Genomic DNA, 24,730 nt, shown 5'->3' with positions numbered 1-24,730 from the left:
TTGGATGGATAACCAAAAACTAACATATTGGTAGTTCATTTCGTATAGATTATAAATTTGGTATAATAGATAAGAATTCGTTATAGAGGAGCGAAATACGGATGCTTTCACTCTTGAAAAGAGCGATTGGGTATACAAATGAACGGCAGTTAAAAAAATATATGCGAGTGGTTGAACAAATTAACCGTATGGAACCACAAATGGAAAAACTGACCGATGCCGAATTGCGTAGAAAGACAGATGAGTTCAAAGAACAACTTGCTTCCGGTAAGTCAGTGAATGATATTCAAGTGGAAGCGTTCGCGGTTGTTCGTGAGGTAGCGAAACGGGTGCTTGGAATGCGCCATTTTGACGTCCAGTTGATCGGTGGCCTCGTTTTGGCAGAAGGAAACATCGCAGAAATGGCCACCGGGGAAGGGAAGACGCTTGTCGCTTCACTTCCAAGCTATTTGCGTGCTCTTGAAGGAAAAGGCGTGCATGTCATTACGGTGAACGACTATTTGGCTAAGCGCGACCGGAATTTAATCGGCCAGATTCATGAATTTCTCGGCCTGACAGTCGGGCTCAACTTGCCGCTAATGTCACCGCAGGAAAAAAAGCAAGCGTATCAAGCCGACATTACATACGGCATCGGCACGGAGTTTGGTTTTGACTATTTGCGCGATCATATGGTGTACGATGCCTCGGACAAAGTGCAACGGCCATACCATTATGCGATCATCGACGAAATTGACAGCGTGTTAATTGATGAGGCAAAAACACCGCTCATTATTGCTGGCAAAACTCGTTCAAGTACTGAGCTTCATTATATCGCGGCGAGATTAGTCAAGCGGTTTGAGCGGGAGGTCGACTACATATATGACGGGGAGACAAAAACGGTTAACTTGACAGATGAAGGCATTGAGAAAGTAGAAAAGGCGTTTGGCATTGACAACTTGTACGATGCGGAGCACCAAGTTTTATATCACTACGTCATTCAAGCGTTGCGGGCGCACGTTTTATTTCAACGTGATGTGGATTACATTATCCGCGACGGAAAAGTGTTGCTCGTTGACGCATTTACCGGGCGTGTAATGGAAGGTCGCTCATTAAGCGACGGTCTTCATCAAGCGATTGAGGCAAAAGAGGGACTTGAAATTACGGAAGAGAACAAAACATACGCTTCCATTACCATTCAAAATTATTTCCGTATGTACCCGATTTTATCCGGAATGACAGGAACAGCGAAAACAGAAGAAAAAGAATTCCAACGCATTTATGGGATCGATGTCATTCCGATCCCGACCAACAGACCAAAAATCCGTGTCGATTTGCCTGACCGGGTGTACATGACGCGCCACGATAAATACGTTGCTGTCGCAAAAGAAGTGAAGCGCCGCCATGAGAGCGGGCAACCGGTGTTAATCGGGACAACGTCGATTTTGCAGTCGGAAGAAGTGGCAAAGTATTTAGATCAGGAACAAGTCCCATACGAATTACTTAATGCGAAGACGGTCGAACAAGAAGCGGAAGTGATCGCCAGAGCCGGGCAACGGGGGAGGGTGACGATTGCGACGAACATTGCTGGCCGCGGGACCGATATTTTGCTTGGTGAAGGAGTCAATGAGCTTGGCGGGCTCCATGTCCTTGGCACGGAGCGCCATGAAAGCCGACGGATTGACAATCAGTTGAAAGGGCGGGCCGGTCGCCAAGGGGACCCTGGGTCAAGCCAGTTTTTCATTTCTCTTGAGGATGACATGTTCCGGCGCTTTGCGGCAGAGGAAACGGAAAAGTTAAAGGCGAAGCTGAAAACCGATGAAACAGGATGCATTTTAAACAATGACATCCATGAGTTCGTCGATAAAGTGCAGCGAATCGTGGAAGGGATGAACTTTTCCGTTAGAGAGTATAACTTAAAGCTCGATGATGTCATGAACGAACAGCGCAACGTCATTTATCAAATCCGTGATCGGGTGCTTGAGGAAAATGATCGCGTGGCGCTTGTCGTTCCAATGATCCGCTCGGCCTGTGACCGTATTGTGGATGCATACGCATTGTCGGAACAAATCCCTGAGGAATGGGATGTCAGACGTATGACGGAAGAGTTGAACCGGATCGTATACCGAACGCCGATCACATTTGATCAACCACCGGCCGATTTGGAGGATGTAAAACGAAAAGTGGCAGAAGCGGTCGAGTCATACGTAGCGCTGCTCGAGAAGAAAAAAGCACACACCCAGCTGCAAACGTTATTGAAAAGTGTCATGTTGACCGTCATTGATGATTATTGGATGCGCCATTTAGATCAGATGGCACTGTTAAAAGAGGGAATTGGGTTGCGCCATTATCAACAAGAAGACCCTATTCGTTTATATCAAAAAGAAGGATTTGAGATGTTTAAAGCAATGTATGAAGTGATCGAAAAAGAGATCAGTGTTCATACGGCGCGATTGCTTCAATCGTTAGAACAGGAAGAAGGCCAATCATAAGGGGGAATGTTTTTTGTTTCCATTTTTTAAGAAAAAGAAAAAAAGCGGCGGCGATACAGCCGTAGCGGCTCAGGAAATCATGGGAGAAGCAGGGGAAGTAACGAACACGGAAGACGTACACCCTGAGTTGTCACTTCATCCATCTTGGAACGTGCCGCTCGAAGAGCAATACGTGCTTCGTTTTTTAAACAATGAACTGCCACCATTAAAGCCCAATCAAATTTCGTTGTCGGGCATCAGTTTGTCAAAAGACGTGGATGGAGTAGTCGTATCGGCGTTTGTGCGCCATAGCTTGCCGAAATCGATTCAAATCGGCCGTGTTCCTTTATTATTGCTTCGGGAAGACGGGGGCATTTTGGCTCGAAAAGAGTTTGATTTGGAGGAACTCGGGAACCTTCCACCCAAAACGAGCCGTCCGTGGCGCTTTATATTCGGCTATGAGACGTTGCGGACGGATGAGATCCCGAGTGAAGGTTGGAAGTTAGCGTTTGAACTGAAGCCGAAACATCGGCTTGAGTTGGAGAAGAGTTGGGAAGAAACGCTGCCAGAAGAAGAAAAGGAGAAGCTGCGGCGCATTGTCGAAGAGTTAGGAGCGCCCAAAAGTGGCGAAGTGAACGTTTTTGGCCTCCAAGCTGCGATGAACGATGGGGAGTTGCGTGTGACCGTACTGATTCGTAACGGCAGTGACAAAACGATTTATCTTGAGCAGCTGCCGCTTCAAGTGGAAGATGCAACAGGAGACATCGTTGCTCGGGGAGGCTTTAAATTGGATCGCCTAGAGATCAAAGCAAACACGAGCAAACCGTGGACATTCATTTTTCCTCCATCGCTTGTTCAAAAAGCAGAGCCGGATTTCAGCCGTTGGAAACTCAGCGTCATCCAATCGTGATTTGCCACTCATCAGCTATATAGATGTAACAAAAAGAACGTTCTGTCAGGCAACAGAACGTTCTTTTTATTGGAAAAAGGAAGATACCCGCATCAGCAAGCAGATACCTTCCCCGGCCTCAACCCGCCCATCGCTCCTTCGGTTATACTCATGCAAAACGGAGGACGGTCCTCATTATTTATTGTACCATAACCGGCGTAGCAGACAAGCTAAAATGTAAAAATATTATACAAAATGCATGAATTATCCTCTATATCCATTCATTTCATACTAAAAAATGTAAATTAACGCCCCGCTTTTCATACGTTTTTGCGAATGATTATAAAGGCAAAGTCGTTCAACTATTGAAAATTAAATATTTAATAGTTTTGTTGTCTATGATATAATCCTCAATGGTACGACTCTATTTTTTATAGTATTTTCTTTGTTCGCCGTTTTTATGCAAATGATTTGTTGTCGGTAGCCCAACATATTGGCAAACAATGAAAAAATCGATGGACAAGAAAATGAAATGAATGGTTATGATAAAGATTAAGGAGGATTTTTTATGGGTTACTTTTTGACCTTATTGCTTTGCTTCTTAGCCTCCGTGACCATTACACCGCTGGTCAAAAAATTGGCGTTTATTGTCGGCGCCACTGATCGGCCAAATCAACGGAAAGTGCATCAAAAAATTATGCCGCGTTTGGGCGGATTAGCCATATATATTGCCTTTATGGTCGGTGTGCTGGTTTTGGATCCAGACAACGCTGTGGAAATGCACATTTTGTTAGGGAGTGCTATCATTATTATTACCGGTATGCTTGACGATTTAATCGAACTCTCCCCGAAAGTCAAGCTGGCCGGCCAGCTGTTAGCCGCGTTTGTCGTGGTCGTGTTTGGTGGAATTCAAGTCGAGTACATTAACTTGCCGTTTGGTTCGCAGTTGCATTTTGGTGTGTTCAGCATTCCGCTCACGATCCTTTGGATCGTCGGCATTACGAACGCCATCAACTTAATCGACGGCTTGGATGGCTTAGCAGCTGGTGTCTCTGCCATCGCATTGATTACAATTTCTTGGATGGCATTTTTAAAAGGTGATTTGTTTGTCGCTGGTATGAGCATCATTCTAATTGGCAGCATCTTAGGGTTTTTAGTTTATAATTTCCACCCAGCCAAAATTTTTATGGGTGATACGGGGGCACTCTTTTTAGGGTATATGATCTCCGTGCTGTCGTTGTTAGGGTTTAAAAACGTAACGGCCATTTCCTTCATTATCCCGGTAATCATTTTAGGAGTGCCGATTTCTGACACGTTTTTCGCGATCATTCGTCGCTTGGTAAAGCGGCAGCCGCTATCCGCGCCGGACAAATCGCATTTGCACCATTGCCTGCTTCGACTCGGATACAGTCACCGCCAAACCGTGCTCATTATCTACGGCGTGAGTGCCTTATTTGGGTTGATCGCTGTCATTTTATCCAAAGCTGCCGCTTGGGTATCACTCATTATTTTGACAGTCGTGGTGCTGGCGCTGGAGGTAATGGCAGAAAAAATTGGCTTAGTTGGTCATAATTATCGACCGATTTTACGAATTGTCCAAGGTATTCGTTATGTGAACGGAAAGATGAAATAAACAAGCTGTCCCGAGAGGCGGGACAGCTATTTTTATGCACACGGGGAAGCCGAAAATCGACTTAGCTATAGTCCTTTCCTAACATAGAGAATCTTAATGAATGCCGCTGCTTTGTTTATTATCTTGAACCGAGAAGATCCCCCATTTCTCGGCGTGAGTGCAGATGAGGGGGCATTCAACTTAACCATGATGGATGGAGAAGGTCTTCGGTGTTTTCACCGCTTCTCAAAAAAATGGTGATTTAATGGTAAATCTCACATTTCGCACCCTAACAAGGTCAAAACAAAGGATTTTTTATTTAGTTTTTCAGAATAACTTTTTGACCAACACAACGAGCGATGGCAATCCCTTTTTTTACCATCGCTGGTCGTTCCGTATCACGTTACACGTAGATGCTCTCATCCATGCCCAATCCCTGCAGAATCCTTCGCTGATCAGGGGTAAGGGAGCGATCCAGTGAGCGTTGGATGCGCCCATCCGGCAGCTTGAACAGGACGACGTTCACATATTGAAACAGCTGAAAAATCGCCTGTCCCGTCGGCCGGGTCAGCTTGCGGCCTCCAGGACCCTTCAACGGGTGTTCTGGAGTAATAAACTGACGCACTCGGCGCTGAAAAACGCGGTAAATAGCCAAGGCCAACAGAAACAAATAGCCTAATACTGCGACCCGTTCTGGTTTTTTGACGTAAATCTCATCCGTGAAAAACGGATCTTTCAAAAAAGCGAAGTTCATTTCCACCGAGATCTGCCCTTTATACAGCTTCAAGATCTCTTGGGCATCCATGGGTTGGCCCTTCCATTCCTTCGGAACGGTCGTGACAAGGACAAACCGGGACGCTTTCCGTCTCGCCTGTTCCCACGCGTCTTGGTCGAATTCGACGTCAAGGTGCAAGAAATACAGCGTCTCCACCTCGGGTTCCGCCCCTTTTTTCGGCCGTCCGCGCCGTTTTTTCAGGCGTACGATCTCTTCGACCGCGGCCTCAACCCGATGAAACCGGGGGCGAAGGGACGCCTTGAGGGACGCCAAGGCTTGTTCGGCATCTTCCCGGCAGGAGAAGGGGTGACGCTCCCAACGGGCTTGTTCTCGCGAAGAAGCTCCGCTTCTTTGGTTCGTTCTTTTTCAAGCGTCTTTCCTTTTCGCTGGTCGAGCGCGCTCGATTCAACAACGATCAGCCGAACGGGGTGGCCTTCATACGTCGAGGCCGTTTCCCATACCCGGTACGTGGCGCCGTTTCTCTCCGCCAACGTAAAGGGATCGCTCCACGTCGTGTCCTCAGCATCCGCTTCGGCCAGCGCGGTTTTCACGATCCGGAGCGACGAAGGGCCTCTGGTGATCAAAAAGGCGTTGGCCGCTTTGGTTTGCGCCAGGGTCTCTTTCGTCATCGCGGCGGAATCGGCCACGTAAATCCATTCGTCTTCGATTTTGGCCTGCTTCAGCTGTTCATGGACACGAGACAGCACCTCGGGATTCCATGTTTTATCGGGCAGGTTGCCATCGTGCACATCGCCGTAAAACGGGATGCCGTCCTCGTTGCCGACCAGTCCGAAACCGATCTGTTTTTGCCAACGATGATGGCGGTTGTAGCCATGTGTGATTTGTAAGGCCTCTAACGAGGCCGATTCATACGCGCCGTAAACGGTCTTGTCCGTCGTATCGGCGTGGAAGGCTCGGAGGGAAAGGCCTTCTTTTCGATAAATATGAATCAAGCAAGTGCTGATGACGTTGTGAATGCCAGCCTCATACAGGCGATCGAGATGACGGGCCAACGCATCGTCGTTCAACCAGGAAGGATGGAGATCGGGACGGATGAGTTTCTCACAATCGACCTCCTGAGCCCAATGTTCCAAGTGAACAAGGGCTTGCCGGCCGTCAAACACATTGTAGAGGATGGCCTGAACGGCATCGCTGACTCGCGTTTGGCACTGCGGATCGACGGGCACGAGATGGTCAATCAATTGAGGCAGACCCAGTTTCTTGAATAGGGCACTTATTATATTCAAATAAGAATTGCGATAGACCTTTTTGACTTGAACGTTCATAAGAGAAAAACTCCTTTACGTTCCTTGTGTGTCAAGGATTCATTCGACATCGGAACGAAAAAATCCTCCCGATTTTCGTCGAGAGGGTGCGAAATGTGAGGTAAATCCAACTATATGGGTATATTTGCTAAATTGAAGGGGGATGAATCTTACCCTTCGTCGCATTCGAGAGCCGTTAAGTGGGGAGAAGCTGATGTTGTTCGATGGTTCCCTCTAAAGGGTGGACGGTAATGGAATAGGTGTCCCGCTACTTTCGGGACACCTTCTGTGTTTTTTAATTCCTCTCTTTCTCTAGTTGTGTTCCGGCTGATGCATGCAACTGGGAGCGAAGGGCATCGGATATTTGTTGTACTGATTCCTCGTCCAGTCGATAGTAGTAAACCCCTTCATTGTCATCGGTTCCCTGTAAGACAAGTGATTCGGTTTGGAGTGGGTTGCCGGTTGATACATAGTAAATTAATGCTTTGATGTCATCGAAGGTAAAGTTTGTTTTCATATTGCTTCCGATCGCTTCAATAACATCATCATATTTCGAAATGGAACCGGCATGGCTCGCTTTTTTCAAGATGGCCTGCAAAATTTGCTGCTGCCGCTTGCCTCGTTCAATATCGTTATCTTTTTTGCGGGTTCTCGCCAATGCTAACGCTTCCTCGCCGTTTAAATGTTGGTATCCTTTTTTGAGGACAATGGCGTTCCGATTGTCTTCGGCATCTTTTTCCCGAATGTTATATGGTACTTCCACTTCAATGCCGCCTAGCGCATCGACAACATCGATAAAGGCGTAAAAGTTCATCTTGACGTAATAATCAATCGGGATGTCAAATAAACGCTCGATGGATTCAATTGTGCATTTTGTCCCTCCGTAAGCATGAGCGTGAGTAATTTTATCGTACTTATCTTCACAAGGAATATATACGTACGAATCGCGCGGAATGCTCACCATTTTCACTAATTGCGTGTCAGCATTAAAAGCGGCTAAAATTAAAGCGTCAGAACGCGTATCGCTCTTGAAGTTGCGCGTTTTGCTATCATCAATGCCAATAAACAAAACGGTGAAGCTATCCTTTTTCGGGTCAAGATGGTCGCCTGTATTTTTCTTTGCGCCAATCTCCTCGTATGCTTCATTCATGGCTGTTTTCATTTTATGCATTAAAAAGGAAGCATAGCCGAGGCCGCTGGCGGCCAATACTAGAAACAGCAATAAACACCCGAACATGAGGCGCCGTCTCCGCTTTTTTCTCTTCATTTTCTTTCGATGAAGTTTTCGTTTGTCGGTCATCATGGAAAAGCTCCTTTTCACTCGTTTTCGTTCTTACTTGTCAGAAGGAAGATCCATTTCAACGTACTCCATTTCCCCAACTCGAATCTCTGCTCTTCCGTTTGTCAATTCGGTCATCCATTCAGCGAATGGAAGCTGACCGTCCTCAGGGACGAGAACGTCAAATGTGACCCGGTCGGCATAATGGATGTCTTTTATAGTATATACGGAAGAGCGTAATTCATTTTCGACTTTTCCAATCCATGTGTAGTCAATTGTCACGTGCATGATGCGCATGAGACGGCGCTCGACGATGCCTGCAGCATTCAGCCCTTCGGTGACAGCACGTCCATAAGCGCGCACCAATCCGCCCGCACCGAGTTTAATGCCGCCGAAGTAGCGGGTGACGACCGCGACGGTGTCTTTCAACCCCTTTTTTTTCAGCACTTCAAGCATCGGCACGCCCGCGGTGCCGCTCGGTTCGCCGTCATCGTTTGCCTTTTGGATTTGATCATGCTCGCCGATCAAATAGGCTGAGCAGTTGTGCGTCGCATCCCAATGTTTCTTTTTGATTTGTTGAATGAAAGCGACAGCTTCCTCTTCCGTCTCAGCGCGGTTGATGTAGCAAATAAACCGCGATTTTTCGATCACAATTTCCTGCTCACCATATCCTTTGACGGTGTAATATTTTTGTAACAAAACAACACACCTCGACTATAAAAAACGTGAAAACAATTTATTTTTGTTTATGTTTATTTTTTTTTGCATAAACGGCTAGCAGTTTGCCTTAACTATGGTAAACTAAAGATAAAAAATGATAGATAGGGTATGCTTTTACTATTATAAATCGACAACTTTTTTCCTTCAAATAAATTTTGTTGGCGCTCATGCATACTGCTTGGCAGCGCTGCTGGAGGTTGGCAGATGGCAGGGGAAAAACGTTGGGATGAGAAGTATTTAGATAAAATTGTCGAAAAAATGATCGACACCGTTCAACATAGCAAAGACGAAATTTTTCGTATCGGCGAGCAGTCACGCCAAGAGCAAGACTGTTTGTTGCGCGAGTTGGAGGAAGTGAAGTGGTTGACTGTAAGAGTGATCGAAGAGGTCGATCAGCTTGAAGTCAAAGCGCGTCAGGCGCGCCGCCGCTTGTCGGAAGTGAGCCAACACTTTTCGTCCCACTCGGAACAAGATATTCGCGAGGCGTATGAAGTTGCACATGAGCTGCACATGAAGCTGGCGATGGTGCGCGAGCAGGAGAAGCAGCTGCGCCTGCGCCGCGATGAGCTTGAGCGGCGGCTGGCCAGCCTGATACAAATCATCGAGCGCTCCGATCATTTGGTCGGTCAAATTACGGTTGTGCTCAACTATTTAAACAGCGATTTCCGCCAAGTAAGCGAGATCATTGAAGGGGCGAAACAAAAACAAGAATTCGGTCTCAAAATCATTGAAGCACAAGAAGAAGAACGGCGTCGGTTGTCGCGGGAAATCCATGACGGTCCAGCGCAGCTCCTTGCCCATGTGCTCCTTCGGTCGGATCTCGTTGAAAAAGTGATGAAAGACCGAGGGACTGAAGCAGCGATTGCCGAAATTCGCGATTTTCGCAAAATGGTACGCTCCGCCTTATCCGAGGTGCGACGCATTATTTATGACTTACGGCCGATGGCGCTTGATGATTTAGGATTAGTTCCAACACTTAAAAAATACCTACAAACGACCGAAGAATATAATAAGGGAGTCCATATTTCCTTTGTACATATGGGTGAGGAGACTCGATTGCCGTCTCGGATGGAGGTGGCGGTATTTCGGCTTGTCCAAGAGTCAGTGCAAAACGCCCTAAAACACGCTGAAGCGAGTCAAATTGATGTCAAAATGGAAGTGACATGCCGTGAGTTGCTTGTCAGTGTGAAAGACAATGGCAAAGGGTTCGACCCATCTGTCAAAAAAGAAAATGCATTCGGTTTGATCGGGATGCGGGAGCGGGTCGAGCTGCTTGGAGGCACGTTGACGATCCGCTCAACAATCGGCGGCGGTACCATTGTGTTCATCCGTGTCCCGATTGACCGTTCAGTCCTAGAAACAGCAAACAAGGAGGAGAGGAAATCATGACAACACGCATTGCCATTATTGATGACCACCAACTGTTCCGTGAAGGTATCAAACGTATTTTAGAGTTTGATGGTGATTTTGAAGTCGTGGCCGAAGGGAGCGATGGACGCGAAGCTCTTTCGATCGTTGAAGAGCATCGCCCAGATTTGGTGTTGATGGATATTAACATGCCAGACACGAACGGGGTTGAGGCGACAAAACAGCTGATTGAGACGTATCCTGATACGAAAGTTGTCGTCTTATCGATCCATGATGATGAAAACTATGTCATGCGCGCCTTGCAAACGGGGGCAACCGGGTATTTGCTTAAAGAAATGGATGCCGACACGCTCATTGAAGCAGTGAGAATTGTCGCTGAAGGCGGCTCATACTTGCATCCGAAAGTGACGCACAATTTGATCCGTGAATACCGCCGTCTGACAACGGAAACAAATAGCAATGTAATGGTCCAACAAGAAGTGCGCCGTCCGCTTCATTTATTGACACGGCGTGAATGTGAAGTACTTCAGCTGTTGGCGGACGGTAAAAGCAACCGCGCGATTGGTGAAACGCTCTACATTAGCGAGAAAACGGTAAAAAACCATGTCAGCAGCATCTTACAAAAATTGAACGTCAATGACCGAACACAAGCGGTCGTAGTGGCGATCAAAAACGGTTGGGTCGAAGTGCGCTGATCGTAGGTCTTCCCCCTTACTGGATGACAGGTGAAACTGCTTTGACGTCAATAGTGGCTAGCATCCGCTGCGGCGATGGTTCATCTTTCATCCGCTCACGGGCTCGACAAGCATCTAGAAGGGTGACGATGTAGCGGACAATGCCGATTCATCATGAGAATTCTCCATTGGAGAAATTTTATAAGTTTCTCTTGACACGAGAGCGCCTAATTCGGAAAATATCGCTGTTTGTCGCTAACCTTCTAGAACGCCGTGAAAATTGTGGTTTCTTCCAATGGTTTTGGAGAGCTGAAACGTTTATCTATTAGAGAAGCGCCTTTTGGCGCTTTGTTTTTGCTTCAATCACCACGCTTTGAGTGATTCGCGGACGTCAGCTTTATGATGCCCATTCTGTCGTGATGTTATACATTTCGCTTGTTAGTGGTGGGCGGCCCACCGTTTTGGTATAATGGAGGCAAACATTGAATCAGGAAGGATGGCGTCAGTGAAAACGGCAATTGTCACGGATAGTACGGCTTATCTTCCAAAAGAGGTGCGCGAGAGGCTCGGCATTCGCTTAATTCCGCTCAGCGTCATCTTTGGGGAGGAAACGTATCGCGAAGAAATTGACATGACTACAGATGAATTTTTCGCGAAAATGAAGCAACACCCGACCTTGCCGACGACGTCCCAACCAGCAGTCGGCGAGTTTGTCGACTTGTTCACTGCCCTTCGCGAGGAAGGATATGATGCTGTCATCAGCATTCACTTATCAAGCGGCATTAGCGGCACGTATCAAGGGGCGGTTACGGCGGGGACGATGGTCGACGGCTTGCGCGTTTTGGCGTACGATTCGGAAATCAGCTGCATGGCGCAAGGGTTTTATGCCATGGAAGCAGCGGAAATGGCGCAAGCAGGTCGCACCCCAGAGGAGATCATCGCCCGCTTAGACGAAATCAAGCAAACGTTGCGCGCCTATTTTATGGTCGATGACTTAGCTCACTTACAGCGGGGTGGGCGGCTGACTGGAGCGCAGGCGTTCATCGGCGGCCTGTTGCAAATCAAGCCACTCCTTCGCTTTGAAAACAAAGTGATCGTGCCGTTTGAAAAAATCCGCACACGCAAAAAAGCGGTGAAACGCATCGAAGAACTGTTCGCCGAAGACGCGGAAAAAGGCGTACCGCTGAAAGCCGCCGTCATCCACGCCAATCAGCTGGATGAAGCGGGTCGCTGGCGCGATGAACTGTCCGCTCGTTATCCGCACGTCGAGTTTTTCATCAGCTATTTCGGCCCCGTCATCGCCACCCATGTTGGCGAAGGGGCACTCGGGCTGACGTGGTACCAACCGTAAAGGTCACAGGCTAGCGGAATTCGGCTGCAAGCATTTGTTAGTCAATGTCAAAGGCAAGGCGGTGCTGTTCAGTGATGGTTCCACCTCGCACCGCCTTGTGCTTTAGTGAAGCATTGCTGTTTTTACGGACTTTAGAGAGGGATGAATGGTTATAGCAGTGCTTCTCAAATTGAAAACCCACCACCCCAGCTTCTCTTTTCTTCTAATGATCGAAGTTTCCCCATTTAGAAGAGCGACGAAAATCGCTCTGTCTATCATCGACGATGGCTGAACGTTCCAGCGATCAAGATGTTCTTATTGGAAAATGTTTTTTGTGCCGCATGTCGGATGAAATCCTTTTTCGAGGGCTAGTGAAAAACCTTCATGTTCCCATCGAGCAGCGGTTTGGACGGAAGCAAAGGTTAAAGTTTGTGGCCGTTTTCCATTCAAGAAATTTCTTGATTCTAATCAATCACTGTTCCTCTAGAATACTGACGAAAACCGCCTGTTTGTTTCAAGAACGCAAACTCGAAGAAAGCCGTGTGTTATGTTTTTTTCATTTCAAACATCTCCTATACAAACACCGTGACTTATGAAGCCACTGACTTTCTAGGAGTGTGTAGCAAGCTCTCCATCGTGATCCGCATGTTTCTTCACTTTGGATGACACAATTTGTCGAGCCGTTTTCATTCCTTAAAAACATTGTCAATATTTCCCCGGGAATTTTGTCGAAAAAAGCTAATTGCTGCAAGAATACTACCCATATGTCGAATGAAAAAGGGGGGATCATGATTGTCTGTTTCTTCACCGCTTATAGCATCGCTATACGGTCAGCGGATTCCGCGAGAACAACTCCCATTTTCCCATGCCGATATTGAGACCGCCTTGCGTGTTGGTTCGCTTCATGAACAGTCAGGTTTGATCAAAACACCCCGTGGTTGGCGCTGTGTGCGCTGTGGAAATGATGAACGGTCATGGTTCGCTTCATTTCCGTGCGCTCGCTGTGGGACGAATTGTTGTTATTGTCGCAAATGTTTGATGATGGGTCGCATCAGTTCTTGCACCCGCTTGGTACATGTGACGATGTCGCTTCCGTCAGAACGATATGCAGCGCCGCTCGCTTGGAACGGAACGCTATCCGCCGCTCAGGAGGAGGCGGCTATGGAGGTCAAACAGGCAGTTCTCAACAGGAGGGAGCTGCTTGTTTGGGCTGTATGCGGGGCGGGAAAAACGGAGATTTTGTTTCCCGCCATCGCCGCCGCATTGAAGGAAGGTTGGCGTGTCTGCCTCGCCACGCCAAGAATTGATGTCGTCCGCGAGCTCGCTCCCCGCTTTCGCCAAGCGTTTCCTCGCGTTCCGCTCGCCGTTTGGTACGGAGGAAGCGAGGAGCGCGGGCAGATCGCCCCGCTCGTTCTTTCCACTACCCACCAACTGTTGCGTGCGTATCGTGTGTTTGATGTCATGATCATCGATGAAGTCGATGCATTTCCGTATTCGGTTGAACCGATGCTGGAATATGCTGTCAGTCAGACACGGAAAGAACAATCGAGCCTCATTTATTTAACCGCCACCCCATCCCGAGCTTGGCAACTTGACGTTCAGCGCGGCAAGCGGCAAGCCGCTGTCATCCCCGCCCGCTACCACGGCCATCCACTTCCTGTCCCATCGTTCGAATGGTGCGGAAACTGGCGCAAACGGCTCGAGCGCGGCCGTTTGCCCGAAAACGTCCTCGCTTGGGTTCTTCGTCGTTTGGAACAAAGAAAGCAAGCGTTTTTGTTCGTCCCACACATCGATGAATTGGAAGCGGTCACTCGCCTGTTGCAGCGGGTGGACGCTCGCATCGTTGGTGTTCACGCTGAAGCCCCCGCCCGCGCTGAATATGTGCAGGCATTTCGCGATGGGAGCGTACCGCTGTTGGTCACAACGACGATCCTTGAACGAGGTGTGACCGTGCCCAACATCGATGTCGCCGTCCTTGGCGCGGAAGACCGAATTTTTACGGAAAGCGCCCTCGTCCAAATTGCGGGCCGCGTCGGGAGAAGCGCCGCATTTCCCGATGGGGACGTCCGCTTTTTCCACCATGGGAAAACAACCGAGATGGTACGGGCGCACCGCCACATTGTCCGCATGAACGATACAGCGCAGAAAAGGGGGCTATTGCATCGATGAATTGTCTTCTTTGCCATTCCTCGTACAACCCGATCGCCAGCTGGCGCCAACTTCTTTTTCTCGAAGACGTTGATGTCCTTTGCCCGCGTTGCCGCGGTTCGTTTGCGCTCATTGACGGCCGTCTTTGCGAGATGTGCGGCCGTCCGCTCGACGAGGCGTCGCCTTCTCCATGTGCTGACTGTCTCCACTGGCAAGAAGATGAGCAGTGGGGTGGGGTGCTTGTCAAAAATCGCTCTGTGTACGTATACAACGACTGGATGAAAGAAGTCGTTACCTTATGGAAATTTCGTGGCGATTACGCCATTGTCGATGCGTTTCGCCGCCCGTTTGTCCACGCGTTTCGTCAATCGTTCGGGCGCGAGTGGCACATCGTGCCGATTCCGCTAAGCCCCGAGCGTCTGTACGAACGAGGTTTCAACCAAGCAGAAGCGCTCGCCCGCCTGCTTCCATTTCCGTCCTTTCCTTGGCTTGCCCGCAAACATTCCGAAAAACAATCGAAAAAATCGCGCCGCGAGCGACTGGAGACGGACAATCCATTTTTCCTCACCGACTGCCCACCGCTCACAGGGAAACGAATCGTCCTCATCGATGATATTTACACAACCGGCATCACCGTTCGCCACGCGGCCCGCGTTTTACGTGAAGCTGGGGCGACTGAAGTGGGATCACTGACGCTAGTGAGGGCGTGAGCAGGCTAAACATTCGCTTGTTGGATGCCGATATAAACAGTAGCAACCGATCGAGCGGAGAGTGAACGGATATGGAAATTCGTAGCATTGTTATGAAACAAGCGATGATAGCATCTGACCAGCCAGTTGTGCTGCAAAAAGGTGAAACGTATGATGCGGTGATCAAGGAGAAAAAAGGCAGCGAAGCGGTCGTCCATCTCAAAGGAACGGATGTGCGGGTTCGGGCAGAAGGGAAGTGGCCGCACGAAGGGCGTGTGATGATCCAGATCGTCGGTGAACAAGATAGGGTGCCTGTGGCGCGAATCGTTTCCCGCCCGCAACCAGAGGCAAATGAACAAGTGACTCGTTCTTCTGCCTCTGAACCATTAACTACGGAACTGAGGCAAGTCGGAGCTTGGCTGCAAAAACACGGACAATCGCTCACGAAAGAGACTGTTTCCACCTTACAAACGTTTTTCACCGAAGCTCCAGGCACCGTAGAGCAGAAGTTAGAAACCGTTCGCGCTGTCATCAATAAAAAACTGGAACTGACGGGTACTCACCTTGTCACTGTTCATGAGGCACTGCATGGAAAACCGTTAGGAGAACAATTAGCCGAGATTGCTAACAACCTCGATCCTTCCTTTATGTTAACCAAACGAGAAGAACAAGGAGCGGCGAAAGAGACGACGCAAAACCTGACCGTTGGATTAGAGCGTCAAGGAGGCCGGACGGAAAAGGCACCAATCAACGAAGCAGCCGACCTCCTCCAACAAGTGCGCGAACAAATTGCTCGTGAGCCGAACTTATCGAAAGCAGTGGAGTATGTCCGCCAACAAGTCGTTCACGCACCGAATGTAGATCGGAATACGGCGAAACAAGTGGATCGCGCGTTGCGTGAGGTCGTTCAACTGCAGAGGCAAGGGTGGGAAAGCGAAGCGCGGGTGCGGTTGAATGAGGCATTGGTGAAGGCGGAACAAGTTGCACGTGTTTCAGAAGCAGGCCGCCAGCTGAGAGATAACCGTCTCCAAGCATCGCAGGATTTGGTGGAACAAATTCGGGAAGTCCGAACACAGGTGGCGAAAGCACCAGAGTTATCGAAGGCCTTGGAACAAGTTCAAAAACAACTGGTAGAGAACATCGACGTTCCAACAGAGGTACGAGAGAAAGCGGCGATTGCCGTAAAGGAAACTCAATGGCGAAAAGCTAACGGGCAAGAGGTTCTGGCACGCCGCACTTTGGTGCAGGCGCTTGAAGACATGGAACACGCGGTTCAACCGGAAAAAGCGCCAACCACCGAAACATCTGCCCGTCTCCAACAAGTGCGCGAACAAATTGCTCGTGAGCCGAACTTATCGAAAGCAGTGGAGTATGTCCACCAACAAGTCGTTCACGCACCGAATGTAGATCGGAATGTGGCGGAACAAGTGGATCGTGCGTTGCGTGAAGTTGTTCAATTACAACGGCAAGGGCGGGAAAGTGAAGCGCGAATGCGGTTAAATGAGTCGCTAGTGAAGGCGGAACAAGCCGTTCGCGCTTTGGAAACGACCGTCCGAGCCGTGAATGATGTCTTCCGACCGTCGCCAGGGTTAATGAAGCAAATTCAGGCCATCCGAACGGAAGCTGTTCGTACACCAAATTTGTCGAATACGCTGTCCCAGGTTCAAAAGCTGCTCGCTGAACACAGCGAGTTGCCAGGGGATATCCGTCAAAAAATAGAAACGGTGTTAAAAGAAACAATGTGGTTGCAACGATCTGGCCAACATGCAGCGGCGAGGGCTCATCTTGTCCGTCAACTGGATCAAATCGAGTCGATAGCAGCTAATGGACGATCGTCGGTTTTCCAACCGCCGTCTCCTGTTAATGAGACGAAAGCGCCATTCAAGATGACAGCGGTTGACCATATATCGGTTTCATTGGAGATGACAGAGGGGGCAGGACAGGAAGGAACTTCACGGCGTTTCCCCGCTCCATTGTTGGAGCAATCGGGTGATATCGACGCTATCGGAGGCGGATTGCGGCATGCCGCCTCTCTGGCGAACAGCCCAAATGAAGCGGTAGATGATGCGGCGAATATCGAGCGACCGATCGAACAACTGCATGAAGCCATTCGTCGAGCGATCAAATCGCTACAACAAGAGCCGCATTTGGAAAAAGCGTTGGATGCCGTTGGAACGGATATCGCGGAAGCATTCCGCACTCATCCTCACTGGGAACAAGCATGGGCTGATTCGCTTGCCAGTGCGCGAAAGCTGATGGAAAAAGGACGGGAGCTCGCCGCGCGGCAGACAGTATTGAAAACGTTAAATGAGATTGAAACGTCGATCCCATCCACGTCAACCGAGCGCTCGTTGGATGTTGACAGCCTATTTGACGGGGCATGGCAAGCGTCCTTGTCGCTTGAATCGAAACAGTTTCTCGTGCAAACGGTCACGAAAAAAATGGCGCAAGCCGTGCTTGATTTCAAAAACGTGAAGCGCGATGTAATGCGCCAGTTAGAGACGGTAGCGCAGTTGACGGAAAACAAAAGCCCCGCCACCCGCTTACAAGCTACATCGATGTTGGAAATGGCGATCAAACAATTGGACAATGCCATTTTAAAAAGCGACATCATGCTGTTTACCGATATGGCGACGGAAAAACACTTGATGAAAGCCAGCTCCACGCTCGCTGAGGCGAAAAAACGGCTTCGCCAAGGTGATGCAGTTGGAGCACGGAACATCGTGAATGAAGTGAAGAACATGTTAGCGAATCTTGTGTTCAAACCGTCCGAGGCGAAGGTGAAACATTTTGTGATGATGCAAGGTGAAACAACAGCCGATTCATCCAAAGTGTTTCTGGAACAAATGAACCAAGTAATGCAACCGCCAGCGGATGGTCCATCGGCGCGGCACGTGTTTGATACGATTCGTCGTCTAGGCTTGACGCATGAGTATGAAGCCGCTGAATGGCTCGTATTTAAGGGGAACCAAGAAGAATCGGCATCGCAAAATATGAAGGAAGTGCTTTTGCGGCTGGCGCAAAGTGGAAATGAATCCGTTGCGCGGCAAGCGGAGCAAGCGTTAACGAATTTGACCGGACAGCAGCTGTTAAACAAGTGGGATGGCACGGCGGGGTGGCAAAGCTTTTTCTTCACATTGCCACTGTTATGGCGAAACGAAGTTCAGAACGTCAACGTCTATGTCAATGGCCGCCAACATGGCGAACAAATCGATTGGGAAAACTGCCAGTTGTATTTTCTGCTAGAAACGAGAAAGCTAGGGGATCTCGGCATTTTGCTTCATGCGAATGAACGGAATTTATCGATTACGCTTCGCAACGATCGTGACGATTTTGCTGAAAAAGCGAAGCCATTCATCGACATGGCGAAAGAGAAATTGGAAGAGATCGGCTACCGAGTTACAGCGGTGAACGTGACGAAACTGGCGAATGAGGTTCAGCGGAAAGACGAACAACCTTCACCAGTTCCAACAGCTCGTCCGTATAGACGATTTGCCGAAAGAGGGTATGATTGGACCATATGATGACGGCCTATTTTAACCAAAAAAAGCGAAGACACATGAACGGCCCGACGGCGGCGGTCATTCGCTACAACGAAGCGAGCGGCCAAGCGCCGACTGTCGTTGCCCAAGGAAGCGGACACGTGGCGCAAAAGATTATTGAGCTCGCTAAGCAACATCACGTCCATATTCAAGAAGACCCACTGCTCGTGCAACATTTGTTGCAGCTTGATCTCGGGGATCGCATCCCGCCGCAGCTGTACGCGGTCATTGCCGAAATATTGATTTTGATTGAAGAAATTGAGAAAAACCATTAAACACTTGCTGGTAGACGACCGATATAAATAGTAGGGAGTCAATGGAGGGAGCATGGCGTTGGACTTTTTAACCGAAGAATGGATTTATCAGAAAAACTCGCAGCAACTGACAGCGTTGTTATATGAAGGATTGATGGAATGTTTGGAAGAGGCCATCGAGGCCATCAAGCAAAAAGACCATTGGAAAGCGAACAAACAACTGCAAAAAGGAAACGACATTCTTCGTCGACTCGGTGCTGGGCTGCGTTATGACGCTGGCATCATCGCCCATCAGTTGGATGCGATCTATAACTATATGGCAGAGCGCCTCATTGAGGCCAATATGAAAAAAGATGTTACAGCTGTCCAAGAAGTGCTGCAACTGGCGACGACGATTGCTACAGCGTGGAACGAAGCGCTAAAAAGTGGTGTTTCACCAGTGCAATCCGTGCACAAGCAAAAAGCTGCAGCCTACGAACAATTCATCGCTTATGAGAGATCAGGACCAGAGGAGTGAATGTCCATGCGAATTAACCATAACATCCAAGCGCTGAACGCCTATCGCAACTTAGCGGCCAACCAGTCGAGCATTTCGAAAAACTTAGAGCGCCTCTCGTCGGGCTTGCGCATCAACCGTGCGGCCGATGACGCAGCGGGACTCGCCATTTCAGAAAAAATGCGCTCGCAAATCCGCGGTCTGCAAATGGCAGAACGCAACGCGTTGGATGCCATCTCATTGATCCAAACGGCGGAGGGTGCGTTAAACGAAGTCCATAGTATCTTGCAGCGGATGCGCGAACTGGCCGTGCAAGCGGCGAATGGTACAAACCAAGACACGGACCGCGAGGCTCTTGACAGTGAGTTTCAACAGTTAATTGAGGAAATTGATCGCATTGGTAAAGAAACCCAATTTAATAAGATGAATATACTTGCTGCTAATCAGTCGATCAGTATCCAGCTCGGTGCAAATGATGGGCAAACATTGACCATGTCCTGGAAACAACAGTTGAAAACCTCTCTTGGCGAAGACGAGATCGGCATCAGCTCTTTAGATATCACAACAGTTGACAATGCTCAAACGGCGATCAGCACATTGGACGAGGCCATTATCTCTGTATCCAAATCTCGTTCTAAAATGGGTGCCTATCAAAACCGCCTCGAGCACACAATTAACAACTTAACAACTGCAAATGAAAACTTAACTTCTGCCGAATCCCGCATCCGTGATACGGATATGGCGATGGAGATGGCGGAGTTTACGAAAAACAACATTTTGACGCAAGCGGCGCAGGCGATGCTCGCGCAATCGAACCAGCTGCCGCAAGGGATTTTGCAGCTGCTAAAAAGCTAATTGAGTCCGCAGTGGGCGGGGCCATAACGCCTCGCCCTTTTGCTATGATTGTGCGATAATGGTCATAACAAGAGGTGAAAGGCAATGGAAGTGCAAAAAGTGACTCGAGCTAGTATAGCGAACGTCAGCCGCAGGGACAACACGGCGATGGAATCGGTGTCATTTACTGAGGTGATGGCGAAGACGCGCCGGGATGTCCTATGGGAGCGGATCAACGAGCAAGCCCGACAAATCGAAGAACAAGGGAAAAAGCTTGCTGAATCGCGGACGGTTGAAGATTTGCACAAATATAAGCAGCTCGTTCGCTCCTTTTTGGATGACGCCGTGAAAAACGGCCTCCAGCTGGAAGAACAGCGCGGATTCAGCCGTGGCGGACGGGCACGCATCTATAAACTTGTTAAAGAGGTTGACCAAAAGCTGATTGAATTAACGAACGAAGTGTTGAAAAAAGAACAAAAAGGGTTGGACATTCTACGGCTTGTCGGCGAGATTCAAGGGCTCATTATTAATATTTATACGTAACCGTTTGATTGGGCAATCGGGAGGGGAAAACGGTGGCGGAATTAGCGAACTGCACCAAGTGCGGGCGGTTGTTTGTTAGAATGTCGACTCGTGACGTTTGTGAATCATGTTATCAAGAGGAAGAACGACAGTTCGAACGTGTCTACACGTTTTTGCGCAAACGGGAAAACCGAACGGCAACGATGGCGCAAATCGTCGAGGCGACAGGAGTGGCAGAAAAGCTCATTACGAAATGGATTCGCGAAGGACGGCTGCAGCTCGTTCGCTTCCCGAATCTGACCTATCCTTGCGAATCGTGCGGGACGATGATTCGTGAGGGACGGCTGTGCGCCAACTGTTTAGGCAAGCTGCAGAAAGATTTACGCCAAATGGAGGAGAGAAAAGACCAGAATGCCCGTTCGCGCTACATCACTTATTACATTCAAGAACAAGAAGATAAAAATAAAAAGAACTAAACATTTTCACCAACGTTCCGATATAAACGATAGCACGATATGAACAGCGCCGGTCAAGCGAGGTGAACGCGATGAAAATCCACCATATTGGTCCGATGAACGTCAATCCGTATCAACGCCAACTGACCAAAACCGAGCGGTTAGCGGCAAGGAAGGCGTCTGGAGACCAAGTGGAAATTTCGAAAGAAGCGAAGGAGCTGCAAGAAGCGGCAAGCTGGGAACAGGCGCGGCAGGCGAAACTTGATGAGCTACGTCAACAAATCGAAAACGGTACGTATACGGTCGACCCGAAGGCGGTCGCGAAACGGATGATCGACTATTACCGAAATCACCGATAAAGGAAGCGGTTCGTGATGACATTTGCCGAACTCATTCATCTATTGCGGACACATGCCGAGCTGCATGAAAGCTTGTTAGTGCTAGCGCGGCGGAAAACGGAAGTGTTGAAGAAAAACGACATTGAGGCACTATCGGCACTTCTTGCCGATGAACAAAAGCATCTTTTTGCCATTCGTCAACTCGAAGAACGGCGGCGGCGCTGGCTGAAGGAGAGGCTTGGTGACGAGACGGTGACGATCGCCGCATGCCAAGCGATGGCGAACGGGGAAGAGCGCCAACAGTTGCGCGAGTGCGGAGATCGGCTGAGGGCGGCGGTCAACGCGTTGTCCGAGGCCAATGAGTTAAACCGCCAGCTCATTGAGCAGTCGCTCCAGTTCGTTACGGCCATGAGCGAGACATTCGCCCCAACCCCGTCCACTTACAGCCGCACACAAGAGTACGCGCCATCGCCAGACCGCCCGCTGTTTGAATCGAAAGCGTGAGGGGGAGAACGATGCTCTCGACATTCCACGGACTAGAAGCCGCTCGGCGCGCCATGATGGCCCAGCAAGCGGCGTTGTATACGACAGGACATAATATTGCCAATGCCAATACGGAAGGATACACACGCCAGCGTGTTCAACTCGAGGCGACAACGCCGTTCCCAACGCCTGGGCTCAATCGCCCGAACATCCCGGGGCAAATGGGGACAGGGGTGGAGGCGGCATCGGTCGAACGGGTGCGTGAATACTTTTTGGACATCCAATACCGCGGCGAAAACAGTAAGCTCGGCTACTGGGAAGCACGCGCCGACGCGGTGGCGAAAATGGAAGACATTATGAACGAACCGTCCGACAGCGGACTCGCGAAAACGATGGACCAGTTTTGGCAAGCCCTCCAAGACTTGAGCACCCACCCGGAAAACGAAGGGGCGCGCTCTGTCGTCCGCCAGCGCGGTCTTGCCGTCGTCGAGACGTTCCATTATTTATCGAATTCACTGACGCAAATCCGTACGGACATCGGCACGCAAATCGGGGTGACGGTGACGAAGATCAATTCTATTCTGGACCAAATCAGCAAATTAAACGCACAAATCGCCGAAATCGAGCCGAACGGCTATTTGCCGAACGACTTATATGACGAGCGCGATCGGTTGGTTGACGAGCTCTCGAAGTTCATCGATATTCAAGTCGAGAAACACCCCGTTGGTGGCAACGCCTTGCCAGCGGCAGAAGGGACGTACGATGTATATATCCTCAACGGCAACGAAAAAGTGTATCTCGTCCAAGGACGTACTGCTTCGTCTATTTCCTTCCCGGATGGCAGTGACGTGGATGACGATGGCGTGAGGGAAACGCCGCCTGATACAGGCGTTGGAGCACTTGACATTGGCGGAACGGCCGTGTCGTTTTCCACTCTTCCGAACGGTAAGTTGCGCGGGCTGATCGAAGGATATGGATACTACGAAAACGGGGTCAATGGGAACGTGGAAGGACTATATCCGGAGATGCTCGCCAATTTGGACAAACTCGCTTATACGTTTGGCACGTTGTTTAACGCTGTCCACGAACAAGGCTATGGATTGAACGGAAACACGGGGCTTGCGTTTTTTTCCGGACTTGACCAAGTGAACGGTGCGGCAAAAACAATTGCGCTTGCATCGGATATCGATGATTTGGACAACATCGCCGCGGCGACGAGAGACAAGGAGTCAGGAAACGGCAACAACGCCATCAATCTCGCCAACGTCCGCAGCTTGCTTTTATCCAACACAACCGTTTCGCTGCAAGATGGGATCTCGGTGGATCTTGCCTCGCTCGGATTGCCGCTTACCTCAGGCACGATTGAAACGAACTACCAAGGCTGGATTGGGCAGCTTGGCGTCGCTGGCGAGCAGGCGAATCGGATGAAAAGTAATAGCGAAACGTTGCGCCAGTCGGTGGAAGAAAGGCGACAATCGGTAAGCGCGGTGTCGCTTGATGAAGAGATGATGAACATGATCAAATTCCAGCATGCTTATAACGCTGCGGCGCGCCAAATTACCGCGATTGACGAGATGCTTGATAAAATTATCAACGGTATGGGTGTGGTCGGAAGGTAGGTGAAGAGGATGCGCATTACACAAAGCATGTTAGCGAATAATATGTTGAAACAAATCACCCGCAGCTACGAAAAGTTAGATCAATATCAAACCCAATTGTCGACTGGGAAAAAAATCACCCGCCCGTCCGACGATCCGGTCGTGGCGATGAAAGGGATCGCCTACCGCTCGAATTTGGCCGAAGTCGAGCAGTTTAAACGCAATTTCTCGGAAGCGTACAACTGGGTCGAAAACTCCGACTCGGCCCTTGATAAGGCGACACAGGCGCTGCAGCGCATTCGCGAACTTGTCGTGCAGGCAAGTAACGACACGTATGAAGAAACGCAGCGACAAGCGATCTCGCAAGAAATTAAGCAGCTGACCGAACAGTTGGTGACGATCGCTAATACAAAAGTCGGCGACAAATATATTTTTAATGGCACTAACACATTACAGCCTCCTGTGCAAATGGTGAACGGTTCCATTACAACATCGAACAATGCAGAAGAAGTAAAAATCGAATTAGCGAAAGGCATTTATATTGGTGTCAATGTGGATCCAACGAAAGTGTTCCATTATGACGCTTCACAAAAAGGAAAAGGATTGTTCAGCGATTTGCAGTCGCTTGCTAACGATTTGGACGATCCGACCAAGACAGGAAAAGATATTAACGAATACCTCGGCTATATTGATCAGCATATTACAAATCTACTAGGTGTCCGCGCCGAGTTAGGGGCGCGCATGAACCGCGTCGAATTAATGGAAGACCGCATTAACCAGCAAGAAGTGATTGCGAAAAAAGTGTTGTCGGATAACGAAGACGTCGACATGGAACGTGTCATTACCGATTTAAAAGTACAAGAAAGTGTCCATCGGGCTGCATTAGCGGTCGGTGCGCGCATTATCCAGCCGACGTTGGTCGACTTTTTACGATAAGCTAGCTTTTTAGCTGGCTTTTTTCTTATCATGTTTCGATTCCGCTCACCTAGTGCGGCGGTTTCGACAAGGAGGA

Annotated in this window: 20 protein-coding genes and 1 pseudogene; 18 read left to right on the top strand and 3 right to left on the bottom strand. The window is 49.2% G+C overall.

From position 1 onward, the window contains the following. Window positions 1–101: 101 nt before the first annotated feature. The 3 genes from secA2 (at window position 102) to IC804_RS07860 (ending at window position 4,969) form a co-directional block, all read left to right on the top strand. On the top strand, window positions 102–2,468 hold the full coding sequence (gene secA2 / locus IC804_RS07870; RefSeq protein WP_081157620.1) for an accessory Sec system translocase SecA2: 2,367 nt from the start codon (window positions 102–104) through the stop codon (window positions 2,466–2,468). Window positions 2,469–2,481: 13 nt separating this feature from the next. Then, window positions 2,482–3,357, top strand: a complete 876-nt coding sequence (locus IC804_RS07865) for an accessory Sec system S-layer assembly protein (protein ID WP_011888223.1) — start codon at window positions 2,482–2,484, stop codon at window positions 3,355–3,357. Between the two features lie 547 nt (window positions 3,358–3,904). Then, window positions 3,905–4,969 (top strand): glycosyltransferase family 4 protein, encoded by a 1,065-nt coding sequence (locus IC804_RS07860; protein ID WP_011888222.1) that lies wholly within the window; start codon window positions 3,905–3,907, stop codon window positions 4,967–4,969. 382 nt (window positions 4,970–5,351) lie between these two features. Here the strand turns inward: IC804_RS07860 and IC804_RS07855 are convergent. The 3 genes and pseudogenes from IC804_RS07855 to IC804_RS07845 all read right to left on the bottom strand — a co-directional run bounded on the left by IC804_RS07855 (window position 5,352) and on the right by IC804_RS07845 (window position 8,966). Then, window positions 5,352–7,009 (bottom strand): annotated as a pseudogene (locus IC804_RS07855) (IS1634 family transposase). Between the two features lie 274 nt (window positions 7,010–7,283). After that, a complete protein-coding gene (locus IC804_RS07850; protein WP_171355362.1) occupies window positions 7,284–8,291 on the bottom strand; it encodes an LCP family protein in 1,008 nt (335 codons plus the stop codon). 30 nt (window positions 8,292–8,321) lie between these two features. Further along, window positions 8,322–8,966, bottom strand: coding sequence for a YigZ family protein (locus IC804_RS07845; RefSeq protein ID WP_011888220.1), 645 nt, complete (start codon window positions 8,964–8,966; stop codon window positions 8,322–8,324). A gap of 225 nt (window positions 8,967–9,191) precedes the next feature. On the opposite strand from IC804_RS07845, the gene IC804_RS07840 reads away from it, so the two are divergent. The 15 genes from IC804_RS07840 to flgL all read left to right on the top strand — a co-directional run bounded on the left by IC804_RS07840 (window position 9,192) and on the right by flgL (window position 24,654). Continuing rightward, window positions 9,192–10,376: a sensor histidine kinase gene (locus IC804_RS07840; RefSeq protein WP_011888219.1), complete on the top strand. Its 1,185-nt coding sequence runs from the start codon at window positions 9,192–9,194 to the stop codon at window positions 10,374–10,376. Beyond that, entirely contained in the window at window positions 10,373–11,050 is a 678-nt protein-coding gene (locus tag IC804_RS07835) for a response regulator (protein ID WP_008880359.1), read from the top strand. Before IC804_RS07840 ends, IC804_RS07835 begins: the two co-directional genes overlap by 4 nt. Before the next feature lie 484 nt (window positions 11,051–11,534). Beyond that, on the top strand, window positions 11,535–12,380 hold the full coding sequence (locus tag IC804_RS07830; protein ID WP_081157402.1) for a DegV family protein: 846 nt from the start codon (window positions 11,535–11,537) through the stop codon (window positions 12,378–12,380). A 771-nt stretch (window positions 12,381–13,151) separates the two neighbouring features. After that, the gene (locus IC804_RS07825) at window positions 13,152–14,528 is read left to right on the top strand and encodes an ATP-dependent helicase ComFA (RefSeq protein WP_035499366.1); all 1,377 of its coding nucleotides are present in this window, start codon (window positions 13,152–13,154) and stop codon (window positions 14,526–14,528) included. After that, window positions 14,525–15,217 (top strand): ComF family protein, encoded by a 693-nt coding sequence (locus tag IC804_RS07820; protein WP_008880356.1) that lies wholly within the window; start codon window positions 14,525–14,527, stop codon window positions 15,215–15,217. Before IC804_RS07825 ends, IC804_RS07820 begins: the two co-directional genes overlap by 4 nt. 92 nt (window positions 15,218–15,309) lie before the next feature. Beyond that, window positions 15,310–18,720 (top strand): hypothetical protein, encoded by a 3,411-nt coding sequence (locus IC804_RS18530; protein ID WP_223812914.1) that lies wholly within the window; start codon window positions 15,310–15,312, stop codon window positions 18,718–18,720. Further along, entirely contained in the window at window positions 18,717–19,013 is a 297-nt protein-coding gene (locus tag IC804_RS07810; RefSeq protein WP_081157403.1) for an EscU/YscU/HrcU family type III secretion system export apparatus switch protein, read from the top strand. Before IC804_RS18530 ends, IC804_RS07810 begins: the two co-directional genes overlap by 4 nt. Window positions 19,014–19,071: 58 nt before the next feature. Then, window positions 19,072–19,509 carry a flagellar export chaperone FliS gene (gene fliS / locus IC804_RS07805; protein ID WP_041264909.1) on the top strand — a complete coding sequence of 146 codons (438 nt, stop codon included), beginning with the start codon at window positions 19,072–19,074 and terminating at the stop codon, window positions 19,507–19,509. Window positions 19,510–19,515: 6 nt separating this feature from the next. Further along, a complete protein-coding gene (locus IC804_RS07800; RefSeq protein WP_011888211.1) occupies window positions 19,516–20,343 on the top strand; it encodes a flagellin N-terminal helical domain-containing protein in 828 nt (275 codons plus the stop codon). An 84-nt stretch (window positions 20,344–20,427) separates the two neighbouring features. Further along, entirely contained in the window at window positions 20,428–20,865 is a 438-nt protein-coding gene (locus tag IC804_RS07795) for a YaaR family protein (RefSeq protein WP_081157390.1), read from the top strand. A 32-nt stretch (window positions 20,866–20,897) separates the two neighbouring features. Next, the gene (locus IC804_RS07790; RefSeq protein WP_011888210.1) at window positions 20,898–21,320 is read left to right on the top strand and encodes a TIGR03826 family flagellar region protein; all 423 of its coding nucleotides are present in this window, start codon (window positions 20,898–20,900) and stop codon (window positions 21,318–21,320) included. A 71-nt stretch (window positions 21,321–21,391) separates the two neighbouring features. Continuing rightward, window positions 21,392–21,658, top strand: coding sequence for a flagellar biosynthesis anti-sigma factor FlgM (gene flgM / locus IC804_RS07785; RefSeq protein WP_008880349.1), 267 nt, complete (start codon window positions 21,392–21,394; stop codon window positions 21,656–21,658). Between the two features lie 15 nt (window positions 21,659–21,673). Next, window positions 21,674–22,141, top strand: coding sequence for a flagellar protein FlgN (locus IC804_RS07780; protein WP_008880348.1), 468 nt, complete (start codon window positions 21,674–21,676; stop codon window positions 22,139–22,141). 11 nt (window positions 22,142–22,152) lie between these two features. After that, a complete protein-coding gene (flgK, locus tag IC804_RS07775; protein ID WP_008880347.1) occupies window positions 22,153–23,739 on the top strand; it encodes a flagellar hook-associated protein FlgK in 1,587 nt (528 codons plus the stop codon). Window positions 23,740–23,748: 9 nt separating this feature from the next. After that, the gene (gene flgL / locus IC804_RS07770) at window positions 23,749–24,654 is read left to right on the top strand and encodes a flagellar hook-associated protein FlgL (RefSeq protein WP_081157391.1); all 906 of its coding nucleotides are present in this window, start codon (window positions 23,749–23,751) and stop codon (window positions 24,652–24,654) included. Window positions 24,655–24,730 lie beyond the last annotated feature (76 nt).

The organism is Geobacillus sp. 47C-IIb (assembly GCF_014679705.1).
Taxonomy (GTDB): Bacteria; Bacillota; Bacilli; order Bacillales; family Anoxybacillaceae; genus Geobacillus; species Geobacillus thermodenitrificans.
This window is presented reverse-complemented; position numbering and strand designations above follow the sequence as displayed.

Bases quoted from the DNA above. Each gene is read 5' to 3' on its own strand.
- flgL (WP_081157391.1), top strand. From the start codon at position 23,749: ATGCGCATTACACAAAGCATGTTAGCGAATAATATGTTGAAACAAATC.
- flgK (WP_008880347.1), top strand. From the start codon at position 22,153: ATGCTCTCGACATTCCACGGACTAGAAGCCGCTCGGCGCGCCATGATG.
- IC804_RS07835 (WP_008880359.1), top strand. From the start codon at position 10,373: ATGACAACACGCATTGCCATTATTGATGACCACCAACTGTTCCGTGAA.
- IC804_RS07860 (WP_011888222.1), top strand. From the start codon at position 3,905: ATGGGTTACTTTTTGACCTTATTGCTTTGCTTCTTAGCCTCCGTGACC.
- IC804_RS07810 (WP_081157403.1), top strand. From the start codon at position 18,717: ATGATGACGGCCTATTTTAACCAAAAAAAGCGAAGACACATGAACGGC.
- IC804_RS07795 (WP_081157390.1), top strand. From the start codon at position 20,428: ATGGAAGTGCAAAAAGTGACTCGAGCTAGTATAGCGAACGTCAGCCGC.
- IC804_RS07850 (WP_171355362.1), bottom strand. From the start codon at position 8,291: ATGATGACCGACAAACGAAAACTTCATCGAAAGAAAATGAAGAGAAAA.
- IC804_RS07840 (WP_011888219.1), top strand. From the start codon at position 9,192: ATGGCAGGGGAAAAACGTTGGGATGAGAAGTATTTAGATAAAATTGTC.
- flgM (WP_008880349.1), top strand. From the start codon at position 21,392: ATGAAAATCCACCATATTGGTCCGATGAACGTCAATCCGTATCAACGC.
- IC804_RS07820 (WP_008880356.1), top strand. From the start codon at position 14,525: ATGAATTGTCTTCTTTGCCATTCCTCGTACAACCCGATCGCCAGCTGG.
- IC804_RS07780 (WP_008880348.1), top strand. From the start codon at position 21,674: ATGACATTTGCCGAACTCATTCATCTATTGCGGACACATGCCGAGCTG.
- IC804_RS18530 (WP_223812914.1), top strand. From the start codon at position 15,310: ATGAAACAAGCGATGATAGCATCTGACCAGCCAGTTGTGCTGCAAAAA.
- secA2 (WP_081157620.1), top strand. From the start codon at position 102: ATGCTTTCACTCTTGAAAAGAGCGATTGGGTATACAAATGAACGGCAG.
- IC804_RS07800 (WP_011888211.1), top strand. From the start codon at position 19,516: ATGCGAATTAACCATAACATCCAAGCGCTGAACGCCTATCGCAACTTA.